At 73.6% G+C, this 14,072-nt stretch carries 15 protein-coding genes and 1 pseudogene; 9 read left to right on the top strand and 7 right to left on the bottom strand.

From position 1 onward, the window contains the following. Nucleotides 1-4: 4 nt before the first annotated feature. From KRR39_RS24785 to KRR39_RS12060, 4 genes and pseudogenes are all read right to left on the bottom strand, one after another. Nucleotides 5-586 carry an ornithine cyclodeaminase family domain gene (locus KRR39_RS24785; RefSeq protein WP_254185091.1) on the bottom strand — a complete coding sequence of 194 codons (582 nt, stop codon included), beginning with the start codon at nt 584-586 and terminating at the stop codon, nt 5-7. A gap of 160 nt (nt 587-746) precedes the next feature. Further along, a pseudogene (locus KRR39_RS26105) lies at nt 747-1,187 on the bottom strand (TIGR00300 family protein); the annotation flags it as partial. A 177-nt stretch (nt 1,188-1,364) separates the two neighbouring features. Next, the gene (locus KRR39_RS12065) at nt 1,365-1,580 is read right to left on the bottom strand and encodes a hypothetical protein (RefSeq protein ID WP_216937214.1); all 216 of its coding nucleotides are present in this window, start codon (nt 1,578-1,580) and stop codon (nt 1,365-1,367) included. 291 nt (nt 1,581-1,871) lie between these two features. Continuing rightward, nucleotides 1,872-2,642 carry an alpha/beta hydrolase gene (locus KRR39_RS12060; RefSeq protein WP_254185089.1) on the bottom strand — a complete coding sequence of 257 codons (771 nt, stop codon included), beginning with the start codon at nt 2,640-2,642 and terminating at the stop codon, nt 1,872-1,874. Nucleotides 2,643-2,832: 190 nt separating this feature from the next. On the opposite strand from KRR39_RS12060, the gene KRR39_RS12055 reads away from it, so the two are divergent. Genes KRR39_RS12055 through KRR39_RS24770 form a run of 3 tightly spaced genes read left to right on the top strand, consistent with a single transcriptional unit; the run spans nt 2,833 to nt 4,735 of the window. Continuing rightward, nucleotides 2,833-3,585, top strand: coding sequence for a lysophospholipid acyltransferase family protein (locus KRR39_RS12055; RefSeq protein WP_216937212.1), 753 nt, complete (start codon nt 2,833-2,835; stop codon nt 3,583-3,585). Between the two features lie 2 nt (nt 3,586-3,587). After that, on the top strand, nt 3,588-4,376 hold the full coding sequence (locus KRR39_RS12050) for a DUF5931 domain-containing protein (RefSeq protein WP_254185088.1): 789 nt from the start codon (nt 3,588-3,590) through the stop codon (nt 4,374-4,376). Next, nucleotides 4,313-4,735: an ATP-binding protein gene (locus KRR39_RS24770; RefSeq protein WP_254185087.1), complete on the top strand. Its 423-nt coding sequence runs from the start codon at nt 4,313-4,315 to the stop codon at nt 4,733-4,735. Before KRR39_RS12050 ends, KRR39_RS24770 begins: the two co-directional genes overlap by 64 nt. Here KRR39_RS24770 and KRR39_RS12045 read toward each other — a convergent pair whose 3' ends face one another. Beyond that, nucleotides 4,736-5,260 (bottom strand): GNAT family N-acetyltransferase, encoded by a 525-nt coding sequence (locus tag KRR39_RS12045; RefSeq protein ID WP_216937211.1) that lies wholly within the window; start codon nt 5,258-5,260, stop codon nt 4,736-4,738. A gap of 213 nt (nt 5,261-5,473) precedes the next feature. Between KRR39_RS12045 and KRR39_RS12040 the strand changes: the two genes are divergently transcribed. From KRR39_RS12040 to KRR39_RS12030, 3 genes are all read left to right on the top strand, one after another. Beyond that, on the top strand, nt 5,474-5,989 hold the full coding sequence (locus tag KRR39_RS12040) for a flavin reductase family protein (protein ID WP_254185086.1): 516 nt from the start codon (nt 5,474-5,476) through the stop codon (nt 5,987-5,989). Nucleotides 5,990-6,071: 82 nt separating this feature from the next. Next, complete coding sequence (locus tag KRR39_RS12035) at nt 6,072-6,713, top strand: response regulator (RefSeq protein WP_216942574.1); 642 nt, start codon at nt 6,072-6,074, stop codon at nt 6,711-6,713. A gap of 15 nt (nt 6,714-6,728) precedes the next feature. Continuing rightward, a complete protein-coding gene (locus KRR39_RS12030) occupies nt 6,729-7,646 on the top strand; it encodes a coiled-coil domain-containing protein (RefSeq protein WP_254185085.1) in 918 nt (305 codons plus the stop codon). A gap of 10 nt (nt 7,647-7,656) precedes the next feature. On the opposite strand, the gene glpK is transcribed toward KRR39_RS12030, so the two are convergent. Beyond that, on the bottom strand, nt 7,657-9,132 hold the full coding sequence (gene glpK, locus KRR39_RS12025; protein ID WP_216937207.1) for a glycerol kinase GlpK: 1,476 nt from the start codon (nt 9,130-9,132) through the stop codon (nt 7,657-7,659). Between the two features lie 178 nt (nt 9,133-9,310). On the opposite strand from glpK, the gene KRR39_RS12020 reads away from it, so the two are divergent. The 3 genes from KRR39_RS12020 (at nt 9,311) to KRR39_RS12010 (ending at nt 13,095) form a co-directional block, all read left to right on the top strand. After that, complete coding sequence (locus KRR39_RS12020; protein WP_216937204.1) at nt 9,311-10,339, top strand: 6-phosphofructokinase; 1,029 nt, start codon at nt 9,311-9,313, stop codon at nt 10,337-10,339. Between the two features lie 67 nt (nt 10,340-10,406). After that, the gene (locus KRR39_RS12015) at nt 10,407-10,811 is read left to right on the top strand and encodes a nuclear transport factor 2 family protein (protein ID WP_216937202.1); all 405 of its coding nucleotides are present in this window, start codon (nt 10,407-10,409) and stop codon (nt 10,809-10,811) included. A gap of 172 nt (nt 10,812-10,983) precedes the next feature. Next, nucleotides 10,984-13,095 (top strand): RecQ family ATP-dependent DNA helicase, encoded by a 2,112-nt coding sequence (locus KRR39_RS12010; RefSeq protein ID WP_216937200.1) that lies wholly within the window; start codon nt 10,984-10,986, stop codon nt 13,093-13,095. A 54-nt stretch (nt 13,096-13,149) separates the two neighbouring features. Here KRR39_RS12010 and KRR39_RS12005 read toward each other — a convergent pair whose 3' ends face one another. After that, a complete protein-coding gene (locus KRR39_RS12005; RefSeq protein ID WP_216937198.1) occupies nt 13,150-14,058 on the bottom strand; it encodes a GNAT family N-acetyltransferase in 909 nt (302 codons plus the stop codon). Nucleotides 14,059-14,072: the final 14 nt, after the last annotated feature.

The following is a 14,072-nucleotide window of genomic DNA, read 5'->3' as shown; positions in this document are numbered from 1 at the left end:
CGGGTCAGCCCCGGTTCGTCCGGTAGCCCTCGACGAGCTCGCTGGCGAGCTGCTCGAGGAACAGCCCGACGTCGGTGACGATGCCGCGCGCCTGCGAGGAGCCCCGGTCGGCGAGCTTGGTGACGGTGGCCGGGTTGATGTCGACGCACACCAGCGGGATGGACGCCGGCAGGATGTTGCCGGTGGCCACCGAGTGCAGCATGGTCGCGACCATCAGGCAGAACCCGACGTCGGTGAGCTTGGCACGCATCGCCCGCTGCCCGTCGATCACGTCGGTGTAGACGTCCGGGAGCGGGCCGTCGTCGCGCACCGAGCCGACCAGGACGTACTCCTTGTCGTGCGTGACCAGCGCGTGCATGATGCCGCCGGTCAGCACGCCGGAGTCGACCGCCTGCCGGATCGAGCCGGCCTTGCGGATGGTGTTCAGCGCGCGGATGTGGTGCTCGTGCCCGTGCTCGACGCCACGGCCCTGGGCCAGGTCGACACCCAGCGAGGTGCCGAACAGCGAGGACTCGATGTCGTGGGTGGCCAGCGCGTTGCCGGCGAAGAGCACGTCGACGAAGCCCGCGTCGACCAGCGCGACCATCGCCGGCGCCGCCCCCCGTGTGTACGACGCCGGGCCCGCCGACCCACAGCACCTTCTGGCCGTCGGCCTTGGCGGCCCGCATGCCGTCGGCGACCTGGCGCACCAGCACGGCCTGGGGCTTCTCGCTGGAGACGTCGGACTCCATGAACCCGAACGAGCCCTCGGCGCGGGTGAGCGCGGGGACGTCGACGCGGATGCCGGAGGCACCCACGACGACCTGCATGCCGGCGTTGACGTCGGCCATCGGCAGCGTGAACACGCGCAGGTCCTGGCCGCTGCCCTCGGCGATCAGGCCGCAGTCCATCTCGGGGTTCTGGACCGGCACCCAGTGACCCTCGAGGCGCACCCGGGTGGCGAGGTTGGTCGTGGAGTAGAAGTGGTCCGGGAAGACGCCGTCCTGCTCGCAGGGGGCCGTCTCGGCCTGGCCGGGGTCCACCTGGTTCACGCCGCGGGTCTGCAGCCGCATCAGCAGGCGCTGCAGGTCCTCGTCGTCCTCGGAGGAGATCGTGATGCGCGCGCTCGAGAGGTCGGCGGCCTCGTGGCCGACGTCGAACTTGTCGATCACCCAGTCGCCGTTGTACTCACGGATGTCGTCGAGCACCCGCGACAGGATGCCGGTGTCGATCAGGTGACCGGAGATCTCGACGGTCTCGCTCACGTGCACGGGGACTCCTACGGGGTCGGGGTGGTCTCGGCGGTGCGCGACCGGTGGGTGGGCGCGGCCAGCCTAAGAGTGGTCTCGACGAGCCCGACCAGCCGGGTGGGTCGACGGGCAGGGTCAGAGGACGGCGCCGTCGTCCCCGCCCCAGCCGTCGTCGCCGGGCCGGTCCATGGTGGCGACCAGGAACACGAAGCCGCCGACGAAGGCGACGACCAGGCCCATCGAGAGCCAGCTCGGGAAGGTCAGCCGGGTGACCACGGCCAGCAGCATCAGGGCCGGGGCCCCGAACAGGCCGATCCAGGCGAGCCGGCGGGCCGGCGTGGTGCCGGGCACCGGGGGCGGCTCCGGGGGGGACGAAGTGGCCCTCGTCGGACCAGGAGGCCTCGGTCCGGTCGGGCTCGGCGGCCAGCGCGTCCAGGTAGGCGCGGTCGAACAGCGAGGACCGGGCCGGGGGAGCGGCGGGCGGCGGGGCGACCGGCGGCTCGGGATCCGCCGACGGGCCGAGCTCGGGACGTGCCCCGTAGTTCTCGACGATGGCGCGCCAGGCGGCGTCCTCGTCGAGCGGGAGGTCTTTCCCGTCCGGCGTGCCCGGTGTGGGCTCGTCACGGCTGTCGTCGGCTGAGGTCATGGTCCGGTCACTCGTCGGATGAACTGGGCTGACTCCTCGAAGATGATCGGGGCGTCGTTGTCGAGCGTAGCCACGTGGTAGCTGTTCTCCAGCATGTGCTCGACCAGATCGCGAGACGAGACGGCCGCCCGGATCACCCGCGCGGAGGAGGCGTCGGCCACGTGGTCCTCGGTCGACAGGAACATCAGCAGCGGCTGGGTGACCTTCGGGAGGTCGTCGCGCAGCGCCTTCCAGCCGGTCATCATCGAGTGCGCAGCCCGCAGCGGGGTCCTGGTGTAGCCGAACTCCTCGACGCCGGGCTTCTTGATGTCGTTGGTGATGCCGGGGAACGCGGGGACCACGTGCTTGAGCACCGGCAGCGCCAGCACGTCCTTGCGCTCGGTGCTCACCGCCGGGTTCACCAGCACGACCCCGGCGACCTCGCGGCCGCGGTCGGCGGCCAGCCGCAGGGCCAGGGCGCCGCCCATCGACAGCCCGCCCACGACGACCTGGTCGCAGTTGGCGCGGAGCTTCTCGAAGGACCGGTCGACCTCGCCGTACCAGTCGGCCCAGCGCGTCCGGTTGAGCTCCTGCCAGGTGGTGCCGTGCCCGGGGAGCCGGGGCACGGAGACCCCGAGGCCGGTGGCCGCGAGGGCCCGGCCCCAGGGCACCATCGAGGCCGGTGAGCCGGTGAACCCCTGGATCAGCAGCACGCCGACCCGCTGGCCGTCGTACGCGTTCGGGGTGGCGTCGGCGGAGTACGGCTCCGCGGTGGTGGCAATGGACACGAACAGCTCCTCGGAGGTGCGCGGCGGGCGCCTGCGTGGTGTTGAATGAGCGCGGGACCGAGACGTGTCTCGACCGGTCCGACCGACGTACGCATCGTGTCACGCGGGCGGTAGCGGGGCTAGGGTTTCGCACGGTTGGACCGGCACGACGGGTGACGGGTCCCAGGACGAGCACGGAGGAGGTCCGGCGTTGTTCTACTGGTTGCTCAAGTGGGTGCTCCTCGGCCCTCTGCTGAAGCTGGTCTTCCGCCCGCAGACCGAGGGTGCCGAGAACGTCCCGACCGAGGGCCCGGCGATCCTGGCGAGCAACCACCTGTCCTACGTCGACTGGATGTTCATGCCGCTGACCCTGCCGCGGCGGGTCACGTTCGTCGCCAAGGCGGAGTACTTCACCTCCCCGGGCATCAAGGGCTGGTTCCAGAAGAAGTTCTTCTCCGGCGCCGGCCAGGTGCCCATCGACCGGTCCGGCGCCACCGCCGCGGAGGGCGCGCTGTCGGCGGCCACCCGGATCCTCGGCGAGGGCGGCCTGTTCGGCATCTACCCGGAGGGCACCCGGTCCCACGACGGCCGGCTCTACCGCGGCAAGACCGGCGTGGCCCGGCTGGCGCTGGAGACCAAGGTCCCGGTCATCCCGATCGCCGTCGTGGGCACCGACGTGGTGGCCCCGCCCGGCAAGAAGTTCGGCGCCGTGACGCGGCCGATCGTGCGCTTCGGCAAGCCGCTGGACTTCTCGCGCTACGAGGGTCTGGAGAACGACCGGTTCATCCTGCGGTCGATCACCGACGAGATCATGTACGAGATCATGCGGCTCTCCGGCCAGGAGTACGTCGACATGTACGCCACCCGCGCCAAGGCCCTCGACAAGGAGTCGAGGAAGCCGGCCGGCGACGGCACCGACGTGCCCGGGGCCGACTCCGGGACGACCGGGCTCAAAGCCTCCTGAGGATGGCGCGACGGGCGCGGACCGGGCTGCTGGACCCGGTCGCCGAGCAGGTGCACACCACCCTGTTCCGGGCGCTCGCGGTGCTCCGGGTGCTGGTCGCGGTCTACGCGGTGGCCCTCAACGCCGCGCGCTGGCGGGAGTTCGAGCACCCGGTCGCCGGCTGGGTCGTGGTCGGCGTCATCGTCGGCTGGACCGGCTTCGCCTCCTGGGCGTACGACGCCCCGCGTCGCCGCGGGCTGCCGCTGCTCGTCGCGGACTTCGCCGTCGCCGCGGCCACCCTGCTCTCCACGCCCTACGTACAGTCCGAGGCGATGCTCGAGCGGCACGCCTCGACGATGCCGTCCTTCTGGGTGATGGCCGCCGTGCTCGCCTGGGCCGTGGCCCGCGGCTGGTCCGGCGGGCTCGCGGCCGCGGTGCTGATGTCGGTGATCGACCTGTCGGTGCGCACCGACCCCACCGGCACCACCTGGGGCAACATCTTCCTGCTCCTGCTCGCCGCCGGGGTCGTGGGCTACAGCACCTCGCTGATCGGGGAGGCCACCGAGGCGCGCGCGGAGGCCGAGCGGATCGCGGCCGCGATGGCCGAGCGCGCCCGGCTGGCGCGCGCCGTGCACGACGGCGTGCTGCAGGTGCTCACCCTGGTCCAGCGGCGCGGCACCGAGCTCGGGGGGAGGCCGCCGAGCTCGGGCGGCTGGCCGGGGAGCAGGAGTCCGCGCTGCGCGCCCTCGTGCAGGGCAACGCCACGACGGCGGCCACCGCCTCCGGGCGGGCCGACCTCGTGGAGGCGCTGAACCGGCTGCAGTCGCGCACCGTGACGGTCTCCGCTCCGGCGCACGCGGTGCTCCTCTCCGCCGGCGCGGTCGACGAGCTGGCGGCCGTCGTACGCGCCTGCCTGGACAACGTCCGCACCCACGTCGCGACGGACGCGCCGGCCTGGGTGCTGGTCGAGGAGCTCGGCGACCGGGTGGTGGTGACGGTCCGCGACGAGGGCCCGGGCATCGCCGAGGGCCGGCTCGAGGAGGCGCGCGCGGAGGGCCGGCTGGGGGTGGCCGGGTCGATCCACGGCCGGGTGGAGGAGCTGGGCGGGACCGCCCGGGTCACGACCGCGCCGGGGCAGGGCACCGAGTGGGAGCTGGAGCTCCCGGTCTAGTCAGGCGCGGGAGCCGTCGTGGACGCGAGCGGCCGCGTCCTCCTTGGTGAGCAGGCTGGGGTCCTCCTTGACGAGACCCGCCTGGTCCTCCTTGGTGAGCGCCGTCGAGGGCACCCACTCGAAGAAGTTGTCGAGGTCGTCCATCGAGACGAGCTCGAAGCCGAGGGCGGTGTAGAGCATCGTGGCGCGCTCGTTGCGCCGCTCCACCCGGAGCCGGACGTTCAGGCCGTGGTGCTCGGCGTGCGCGAACAGGTCCCCGAAGATCCGGGTCCCGATGCCGCGGTCGCGGAACTTCGGCATCAACGTGAGGTCGATGACCTGCAGCACCGGGCCGGTCTCGTCGACGTACAGACGGCCGGCGGGCTGGTCACCCTCCATCACGACGTAGCGCTGGTGGTCGGGGAAGCGGCCGGCGAAGCGGCGCTCCTGCGCGATGTGCTGGATGCGCAGGACGTGCTGGGCGAGGTTCTGGTTGGGGAGCGCGGCGACCTCGCTCTCCCAGGTCGTGCAGAAGACGTCGTACACGAAAGCCTCGTCAGCCTCGGTGCACGCTCGCAGATACGCGATGCTCTCCAGCGATCCCATGATCCCCACCTCCCGTCGTGCAAGAAGTATCGGTCACGAACGGGAGGAAGTTGAATCTTTCGCTTCGTACGGACAGGAAATTTAGGAATGCCCCGACCGGCGGTGACCGCCGAGGTCGTGGCCCCGCCCGGTCCCGGTCTAGCCTCCCCCCTCGTGACCATCCACTCCGAGCACCCCTTCGCCGACCCCGAGCCCGAGCGCGACCCCGTCCGGCGGCTGCGCGGCCGGCTCGGCGGGGCGGTCACCCTGTGGACCACCGGCGCCGGTGCCGACCGGGCCGGGCTGACGATGTCCTCGGTGCTGGTGGCGCACGGCGACCCGGCCCACGTGCTCGGCCTGGTCGACCCGGTCTCGGAGCTCGCCACCGCCGTGGAGGCCACCGGTACGGCGGTCGTGCAGCTGCTCGGGTGGGAGCACCGCGACCTCGCCGACGTGTTCGCCGGCGTCGCACCGGCGCCGGGCGGTGCGTTCCGGCTGGGGACCTGGCACGACACCGCGTGGGGCCCGGTGCTCGACGGGGTCGCCGGCTGGGCCGGGATCCGGCTCGAGGCCGATCCCGCGGAGGTCGGCTGGTCCCTGCTGCTGCAGGGGGTCGTCGAGCACGTCGAGATCGGGCCGGACACCGAGCCGCTGGTGCACCGGCGCGGACGGTACGTCCGGCCGGCGTGACCTGGGTAGCCTTCGACGCGATCCGCCCGCAGGGGGCGTCAGGACCGGGGGTGCCGTGAGCGCAAACGACCAGATCACCGTGATGGTCGTCGACGACCACCCGATGTGGCGCGAGGGCGTGGCCCGCGACCTCACCGAGGCCGGGTTCGACGTGGTCGCGACGGCGTCCACCGGCACCGAGGCACTGGCCCGCGCGGCCGCCGTACGCCCCCGGGTGGTGGTGCTCGACCTGCAGATCCCGGCCCCGACCGGCGCCGAGGTGACCGCCCTGCTGGTCAAGGACGACCCCACCGTCCGGGTGCTGATCCTGTCGGCGTCCGGCGAGCAGGAGGACGTGCTCGAGGCGGTGAAGGCCGGCGCGACCGGGTACCTCGTGAAGTCCGCCTCGCGGGCCGAGCTGGTGGCCGCGGTCGGCCGGGTCGCCGAGGGCGACGCGGTGTTCACCCCCGGGCTGGCCGGCCTGGTGCTGGGGGAGTACCGCCGGCTGTCCGACGCCCCCGCGACCTCCGCCGACCCGGACACGCCGCGGCTCACCGAGCGCGAGACCGAGGTGCTGCGGCTGGTCGCCAAGGGCCTGGGCTACAAGCAGATCGCGGAGCGGCTGTTCCTGTCCCACCGGACGGTGCAGAACCACGTGCAGAACACCCTGCGCAAGCTGCAGCTGCACAACCGGGTGCAGCTGGTGCGCTACGCCATCGAGCAGGGCCTCGACGACGCGGAGTAGCCCTATCCTCGTCGGGTGGCCACGGACCCGTTGCTGAGCATCGCCGAGGAGCTCTACGCGCTCCCGCCGGCTGACTTCACCGGCACGCGCAACCAGTGGGCCAAGCAGGCCAAGGCGGACGGCGACGCCGCGCTCGCCAAGCGGGTCGGCGAGCTGCGCAAGCCGTCGCTGGCCGCGTGGGTGGTGAACATGATGATGCGGCACCAGGGCGAGCAGATGGCGCAGGTGCTGGACCTCGGTGCCTCGCTGCGCAAGGCGCAGGCCGACCTCGACGGGGACGCGCTGCGCGAGCTGACCCGGCAGCGCCGCCAGCTGACCACCGCGGTGACCCAGCAGGGGCGCGAGCTGGCCCGCGAGCTCGGCCAGCGGCTGACCGAGTCCGTCGCCGACCAGGTGCAGGGCACGGTGCACGCCGCGATGGTCGACGAGGACGCCGCGGCGGCCGTGCGCAGCGGGCTGCTGGTGACGGTCCTGGCCGCGACCGGGGTGGGCGACCTCGACGTGGCCGACGCGGTGGCGGTGCCCGCGGCGATCGGGCTCACCGCACGACCTCGCAGCCGCCCGGCGCCGCGGCGGCCCGAGCTGTCCGTCGTACCGGACCTGGAGGAGGGGCCGGACGAGAAGGCCCGGCAGCGCGAGGCCGACCGGGCCGCGGCCCAGGAGGTCGTCGACCGGGCCCGGGCCGAGGCGGACGAGGCGCAGCGCCGGGTCCGCAAGGCCCGCAAGCGGGTGAGCAAGGTCGAGGCCCGCACCCTGCAGGCGGCCGAGGAGCTGGAGGAGGCCCGCGGCCGGGTCGCCGAGCTCGAGCACGAGCTGGAGGCGCTGGACGGGGAGGCGGTCGCCGCGGACGAGAAGAAGGACCGCTCCGAGGAGAGGTACGCCGAGGCCCAGCAGGCCCTCGAGGCCGCGCAGAAGGAGCTCGGACGGCTCTAGTCCGCCCCCTCTACTCGGCCCAGCCCTTGGCGCGCTCGACCGCCCTGCGCCAGCGGGCGTGCGCCGCGTCCGTCCTGGCCCGGTCGCCGCCCGGCTCGAAGCGACGGTCCAGCTGCCAGGTCTCGCGCAGGTCGTCCATCGACCCCCACACCCCGGTGCCGAGCCCGGCCAGGAAGGCCGCGCCAAGGGCGGTGGTCTCCACGATCCGCGGCCGCTCGACGGGGACGCCGAGCAGGTCGGCCTGGAGCTGGCAGAGCAGGTCGTTGGCGCTCGCGCCGCCGTCGACGGTCAGCGAGGTCAGGGCCGTCGTGGCCGGCAGCGTGTCGACGACGTCGCGGACCTCGAAGGTGATCGCCTCCAGGGTCGCCCGGACCACGTGCGCGCGCGTCGTGCCGCGGGTGATGCCGATGATCAGCCCGCGGGCGTGCGGGTCCCAGTCGGGGGCGCCGAGCCCGGTCAGCGCCGGCACGAACACCACGCCCGCGGAGTCGTCGACGGTCGAGGCGATCGCCGCGGTCTCCGCCGCGGACCCGACGATCTGGATCCCGTCGCGCAGCCACTGGACGGCCGCGCCGGTCACGAAGATCGCGCCCTCGAGGGCGTAGGTCAGGTCGCCCGACGGGGACTTCCAGGCGGCCGTGGACAGCAGCCCGGCCTCCGAGCGGACCACCTCGGTGCCGGTGTTGGTGAGGATGAACGAGCCGGTGCCGTAGGTGCACTTGGAGTCGCCGACGTCGAAGCAGGTCTGCCCGAACAGCGCCGACTGCTGGTCGCCGGCGATCCCGGCGATCGGCACCTCGAGCCCGAGGAACGAGCGCGGGTCGGTGGTGGCGATCTCGCCCCAGGACGGCACCACGTCCGGCAGGGCGTCCCGCGGCACCCCGAACAACGCGCACAGCTCGTCGCTCCAGTCGCCCCTCTCCAGGTCGTAGAGCAGCGTGCGCGAGGCGTTGGAGACGTCGGTGACGTGCCAGGTGCCGCGGGTCATCCGGGTGATCAGGTAGGAGTCGACCGTGCCGACGGCGTAGCGGCCGTCCTCGACGAGCGCCCAGGTGTTCGGCTCGTTCTCCTGCAGCCACACCAGCTTGGTGCCGGAGAAGTACGGGTCCAGCCGCAGGCCGGTCAGCTGTGCCACCCGCGGCTCGTGGCCCTCCTCGCGCAGCCGCGTGCAGATGGCCGCCGTACGACGGTCCTGCCAGACGATCGCGCGGCGCGGGGAGCCCAGCGTCTCGCGGTCCCAGAGCAGCACCGTCTCGCGCTGGTTGGTGATGCCCACGGCGCTCACCTGCCCGTCGTACCCCTTGATCGCGTCGCGGGTCGCCTCCAGGGTCGCCTGCCAGATCTCCTCGGGGGAGTGCTCCACCCAGCCCGGTCGCGCGAAGTGCTGGGCGAACTCCTGGTAGCCCTTGGCGGCGATCGTCCCCTCGGGGGTGACGACGACCGCGGTGACCCCGGTGGTCCCGGCGTCGATCGCGAGCACGCTCATGCGGACCACCCGCCGCGGACGGGGCCCTGCGCAACGGGGGAAGACGTCATGGGCGACACCCTAGGTCGCCCGTCATGTGGAACGATCGAACGCGCGCCTCCTGCGATCCGCGAGGGGTCGCTAGGGTCGATGCCGACCGGCACACGAGGTGCGCGGTCGAGGACCTGAGAGGCCACACATGCGCGTGGGAGTGCTGACCGGCGGAGGCGACTGCCCCGGACTGAACGCCGTGATCCGGGCGGTGGTCCGCAAGGGCGTCGGCGAGTACGGCTTCGAGTTCGTCGGGTTCCTGGACGGCTGGCGCGGGCCGCTGGAGAACAAGACCACCCCGCTCGGGGTCGACCAGGTCCGCGGGATCCTGCCACGCGGCGGCACGATCCTGAAGTCCTCGCGCACGAACCCGTTCAAGATCGAGGACGGCGTCGAGAGGATCAAGCAGAACCTCGCGGCCAACGGCGTCGACGCGCTGATCGCGATCGGCGGCGAGGACACCCTCGGCGTGGCCACCAAGCTCGCCGACCTCGGCGTCAACGTCGTCGGCGTCCCGAAGACGATCGACAACGACCTGTCCGGGACCGACTTCACGTTCGGCTTCGACACAGCGGTGAACATCGCCATGGAGGCGATCGACCGGCTGCACACCACCGCCGAGTCGCACCACCGGGTGCTGGTCGTCGAGGTGATGGGCCGGCACGCCGGCTGGATCGCGCTGCACGCCGGCCTTGCCGGCGGCGCCAACGTGGTGCTGATCCCCGAGCAGCCCTTCGACATCGAGAAGGTCTGCGGGTTCGTCGAGAAGCGGTTCGAGTCGCACTACTCGCCGATCATCGTGGTCTCCGAGGGCGCGATGCCCGTCGAGGGCGGCGACATGACGCTGGTGAGCGGCGAGAAGGACGCCTTCGGGCACGTCCGCCTCGGCGGGATCGGCGACCGGCTCGCCAAGGAGATCGAGGACCGCACCGGCAAGGAGGCCCGCGCCGTGGTGCTCGGGCACGTGCAGCGCGGCGGCACGCCGACCGCGTTCGACCGCTGGCTGGCGACCCGGTTCGGCCTGCACGCGGTCACCGCCGTCGCGGAGCAGGACTACGGGAAGATGGTGGCGCTGCGCGGCACCGACATCGTGCGCGTGCCGCTCGCCGAGGGCACCGGGGAGCTCAAGCTGGTCAAGCCCGAGCAGTACGCCGAGGCCGAGGTCTTCTTCGGCTGACCCGGCGCCTCCGGCGGCGAAAAACCCGCCGACCCGGCGCCTCTGGCGGCGACTAGACTCCTCTGCCATGAGCAGCCTGGTCGAGCGGCTCCGGGACGCGGCGAACTCCCACGACGCCGCGGCGATGGCGGCGCTGTTCGCCGAGGACTACCGCAGCGACCAGCCGCTCCACCCGGGTCGCGCGTTCACCGGGCGGGAGCAGGTGCTCGCCAACTGGACCTCGGTCTTCGAGGGCGTCCCCGACTTCGTCGCCGAGCTCGTCGCCGCCACCGTCGACGGGGACACCGAGTGGGGCGAGTGGAGCTGGCGCGGGCGGCACCCGGACGGCGCCTCGTTCGCGATGCGGGGCGTGACGGTGCTGAGGGTTCGCGACGGTCTGATAGCGGAGGCCCGGCTCTACATGGAGCCGGTGGAGAGCGGCGGCGCCGACATCGACGCGGCCGTCCAGGAGCTCTACCGGCCGCCGTCCTGATCCGCCGACCCGGCGCGTCTGGCGGCGCCCGCTCCGCTAGAGGCGCCGGGTCAGCGGGCTCCCGTCCGCCAGAGGCGCCGGGTCAGCGGGCTCCCGTCCGCCAGAGGCGCCGGGTGGGCGAGGGGGTGGACGCGGGGGCGCGGGTGTCGGACGCGGTCCCTACGGTGGGGGGATGACGTCCACCACGGCCCCGCTGACCGGATCCCGCGCCGAGACCGCCGACCGGGTGATCGCGGCGATGGCGGGCCCGGACGCGCGGCTGCGCGAGGACCAGGCGACCGCGGTCGGCGCGCTGTGCGAGGAGGGCGCCCGGGTGCTGGTCGTGCAGGCGACCGGCTGGGGCAAGTCCGCGGTCTACTGGGCCGCCACGGCCGTCCGCCGCTCCGAGGACGCCGGACCGACGCTCGTGGTGTCCCCGCTGCTGTCCCTCATGCGGGACCAGGTCGCCGCCGCCTCCCGGGCCGGGCTGACCGCCGCGACCCTGAACTCCTCCAACATCGAGGAGTGGTCGGCGATCGAGGCGGCGCTGCGGGCGGGCGAGATCGACGTGCTGCTGGTGTCCCCGGAGCGGCTGGCCAACCCGGGCTTCGGCCGGCGGGTCCTCGACGGGCTCTCCGGGCGGCTCGGCCTGCTGGTGATCGACGAGGCGCACGCCGTCTCCGACTGGGGCCACGACTTCCGGCCGGACTACCGCCGGGTCTCCGACGTGCTCCAGAAGCTCAACCCCGCCACCCCGGTGCTGGCCACCACGGCGACCGCCAACGAGCGGGTCACCGAGGACGTCGCCCACCAGCTCGGCGAGGCGACCCTGGTGCTGCGCGGGCAGCTGGCGCGGGCCAGCCTCGAGCTGTCCGTGGTCGACCGGCTCTCGCCCCTGGAGCGGTACGCCTGGGTGGTCGACCAGCTGCCGCACCTCGAGGGCTCCGGCATCGTCTACGCGCTGACCGTCGCGGACGCCGAGCGGCTGGCCGCGGCGATCCGCGAGGTGCACGGCGACACCCTTCCGGTCGCCGCCTACACCGGCCAGCTCGACGCCGCCCGCCGCCACGAGCTCGAGGACGCCCTGCGCGCCAACCGGCTCAAGGCCCTGGTCGCCACCTCGGCGCTGGGCATGGGCTACGACAAGCCCGACCTCGGCTTCGTCGTGCACGTCGGTGCACCGCCGTCGCCGGTGTCCTACTACCAGCAGGTCGGCCGCGCCGGGCGCGCGATCGAGCACGCCCACGCGGTGCTGCTGCCCTCGGACGCCGACGCCGGCATCTGGGACTACTTCGCCACCGCCACCATCCCGGTGCCCGAGCAGGTCCGCGCGGTGCTCGACGTGCTCGACCGTTCGGCGGGCGAGCCGATGAGCGTGCCGGCCGTGGAGGCCCAGACCGGCGTACGTCGCGGCCGGGTCGAGCTGATGCTCAAGCAGCTCGCGGTCGACGGGGTGGTGGACCGGGTCGAGGGCGGCTGGGTCGGCACCGGCACCCCGTGGACCTACGACGCCGAGCACTACGACGGCGTGGTCGCGGTCCGCCGCCGGGAGGCCGACATCATGCGCGCCTACGTGCGCGGCGAGCGCTGCCTGATGGAGCTGCTCCAGGAGTCCCTCGACGACCCGGCCGCCGAGCCGTGCGGCCGGTGCTCGGTGTGCCGGGGCGGGCTGCCGGACGCGCTCCTGGGCGAGGCCTCCGCGGAGACGGTCCGCAAGGTCACCGCGTTGCTGCGCGGCCAGGTGCACCTCCTCGAGCCCCGCAAGATGTGGCCCGGGGGAGCGTTCGGGGCCCGGGGACGGATCCCGGCCGAGGAGTCCCACGACGTCGGCCGCTCGCTGGTGTTCGCCGACGCCCCGGAGTGGCGCGAGAGTGTCGCGGCGCTGTTCGCCCGGGACGCCCCGGCGCCCGCCGACGTCACCGACGCCTGCGTCCGGCTGCTGTCCCAGTGGGCCACCGTGTGGCGGTCCCGCCCGGAGGTGGTGGTCGACCTGAGCACCAGCGGCCTGCCGCAGATGACCGGATCGGTGGCCGACCACCTCGCCTCCGTCGGCCGGCTCGACCGGGCCACGCTGGCCGGACCCACGAGCGCGCCCGACCTGCGCGAGATGAGCTCGGCCGACGAGGCCGCCTACTGGCGCGACCACCTCGACGCCGGCCCGGTCGCCGGCACGGTGTCCGGACGCGTGGTGCTGCTCGTCGTCGACGCGTCGTCCTCGCTGTGGCCGGTCACCCTGGCGTCCGCGGTCCTGCGCCGGGCCGGGGCGTCCGCCGTCCTGCCGCTGCTGCTGCACCGGCGCCCCTGACGCTGCGGTCGGCTGACCGCCGACGAGCCGGGATCGCGGGTCCGGGGAAGCGGCTCAGTGCAGCAGGCGGCGCTGCACCCGGATGCTGCGCGCGGCCGGCTGGTAGCCCAGGGCGGTGTTGACCGCGACCATCGGGGCGTTGGTGTCGTCGTTGGCGGTGGAGGCCAGCGCGACGCCGGCCGCTGCGACGGCGTTCAGGGACCGTTGCTTGACCCACCGGGCCAGACCGCGCCCGCGGTGGTCCGGGTGGGTGGCGGTCATCGCGCTCCAGGCACGCCTGCGCGGCCGGTCGACCTGGGTGCTGGTGAACGACGCCACCACGGGCGTGACCCCCGAGATGTCCAGCAGGGCGTAGGACAGCTCCGGGGCGTTGTCGGGGCTGTTCCACCAGTCGGCCAGGAAGGTGTCGCGCGTGTAGACCCGGCTGAGCCCGCTCGGGTCGTCGACGGCCGCGGCGTTGTGGGTGGCCAGCAGGCCGTCGAGGTCGGGCAGCCGGTCCAGGGTGACCGCGGTGTACCCGGAGGGCGCCGGACCGGCGGCCGGCACGGTGGCCGGGACCACGGTGGAGACCCGGTGCTCCCCGTCGGGCAGGAAGCCGTTGCGCACCGCGAAGGCCAGCGAGATCGGGTCGTCGGTGCAGACCGCGACCAGGTCGGTCGCGTCGGAGAACGCGCCGACGGCCCGGCGCAGCAACGCGGTGCCCACCCCGCGGCTGCCGCTGTCGGGGTGCACCTCCACGGTCAGGTAGACCTCGCGCTCGCCGGTCCGCCGGGCGCTCGCGGTGGCCACCACGGCGTCGTCCAGCAGGCCCACCCAGCGACGCCGGCCGAGCGTGGCGTCCTCGGCCATGTCCGCCGGGACCCGGGCCGCCGAGCGGACCAGCAACGGCAGGGTGGCCGCCCACACCCGGGCGATCGCCGCAGCGTCGTCGGGTCGGGCGTCTCGCACGGTCACCTCGGGCATCGGGGCAGCCTACC

The organism is Nocardioides panacis (assembly GCF_019039255.1).
GTDB classification, from domain to species: Bacteria; Actinomycetota; Actinomycetes; order Propionibacteriales; family Nocardioidaceae; genus Nocardioides_B; species Nocardioides_B panacis.
Note: the sequence above shows the minus strand (reverse complement) of the source record. Positions and strands in the feature narration are given on the sequence as shown.

Excerpts from the sequence above, each read along its gene's own strand:
- glpK (WP_216937207.1), bottom strand. The coding sequence starts at position 9,132 with ATGAGCGTGCTCGCGATCGACGCCGGGACCACCGGGGTCACCGCGGTC.
- KRR39_RS12050 (WP_254185088.1), top strand. The coding sequence starts at position 3,588 with ATGGCGCGACGGGCGCGGACCGGGCTGCTGGACCCGGTCGCCGAGCAG.
- KRR39_RS24785 (WP_254185091.1), bottom strand. The coding sequence starts at position 586 with ATGGTCGCGCTGGTCGACGCGGGCTTCGTCGACGTGCTCTTCGCCGGC.
- KRR39_RS12010 (WP_216937200.1), top strand. The coding sequence starts at position 10,984 with ATGACGTCCACCACGGCCCCGCTGACCGGATCCCGCGCCGAGACCGCC.
- KRR39_RS12035 (WP_216942574.1), top strand. The coding sequence starts at position 6,072 with ATGGTCGTCGACGACCACCCGATGTGGCGCGAGGGCGTGGCCCGCGAC.
- KRR39_RS12005 (WP_216937198.1), bottom strand. The coding sequence starts at position 14,058 with ATGCCCGAGGTGACCGTGCGAGACGCCCGACCCGACGACGCTGCGGCG.
- KRR39_RS12020 (WP_216937204.1), top strand. The coding sequence starts at position 9,311 with ATGCGCGTGGGAGTGCTGACCGGCGGAGGCGACTGCCCCGGACTGAAC.
- KRR39_RS12015 (WP_216937202.1), top strand. The coding sequence starts at position 10,407 with ATGAGCAGCCTGGTCGAGCGGCTCCGGGACGCGGCGAACTCCCACGAC.